The sequence below is a fragment of the Streptomyces sp. A0958 genome, assembly GCF_004795035.1.
Classification (GTDB): Bacteria; Actinomycetota; Actinomycetes; order Streptomycetales; family Streptomycetaceae; genus Streptomyces.
In genome coordinates, this window is sequence record NZ_SSBK01000104.1 from 1 (window position 1) to 1,130 (window position 1,130).

Genomic DNA, 1,130 nt, shown 5'->3' on the forward strand with positions numbered 1-1,130 from the left:
TGTCCTGAGTCGTTAATTCGCGTGCGGTTGTAGAGTGGGGCGATGCCTGGCCCGAAGCCGTTGCCGCTGGAGTTGTCCGATCATGAACGCCGGGTGCTGCGGGGCTGGTTGCGCAAGCAGACCGCGTCGCAGGCACTGGTGCTGCGATCGAGGATCGTGCTGGCGTGCGCGGAGGGCCGGTCGAACGCGCGGGTCGCGGACGACCTGGGTGTCTCGCGGGAGACGGTGCGCAAGTGGCGGTCCCGGTTCGCCACGGACCGGCTGGAGGGCCTGGTGGACCGGCCACGCTCGGGGGCCCCGCGCAGGATCACGGACGAGCAGGTCGAAGCCATGGTCGCCAGGACGCTCGGCCAGACGCCGCCGACCGGTGATTCACACTGGTCGACGCGTTCGATGGCCGAGGCGGAGGGCATGTCGCAGTCGGCCGTCTCGCGGATCTGGCGGGCGTTCGGCCTCAAGCCCCACATCGTAGAGACCTGGAAGCTGTCGACCGACCCGCAGTTCGTGACCAAGGTCCGCGACGTGGTGGGCATCTACCTGTCACCGCCGGAGAACGCCCTGGTCCTGGCAGTGGACGAGAAGTCGCAGATACAGGCCCTGGACCGAACCCAGCCCGTCCTGCCGATGGCACCGACCACGCCGGCGAGGATGACGCACGACTACGTCCGGCACGGCACAACCAGCCTGTTCGCCGCCCTGGACATCGCCTCAGGATCGGTCATCGCCCAGCACTACCGCCGCCACCGCCACCAGGAGTTCCTCCGCTTCCTGAAGGTCATCGACACCGCAGTCCCCAAGCACCTCGAACTCCACCTGGTCCTGGACAACTACGCCACCCACAAGACCGAGCCGGTCAAGAAGTGGCTGCTGCGGCACCCCCGCTTCCACCTGCACTTCACCCCCACCTCGGCGTCCTGGCTCAACCTCGTCGAGCGCTGGTTCGCCGAGCTGACCTCCCGCAAACTCCGCCGCTCGGCCCACCGCAGCGTCGTCGAACTCGAACGGGACATCCGCCGCTGGATCAACGAGTGGAACAAGAACCCCAAGCCATTCGTCTGGACGAAGACTGCCGACGACATCCTCGACACCCTCGCCGCATACTGCACACGAATTAACGACTCAGGACACTA

General features: G+C 66.8%; 1 protein-coding gene. It reads left to right on the plus strand.

What is annotated here, in order from left to right:
• Positions 1 to 42: 42 nt before the first annotated feature.
• The coding region (locus tag E6P78_RS32530; protein WP_136207208.1) for an IS630 family transposase at positions 43 to 1,130 on the plus strand (1,088 nt) is incomplete at its 3' end.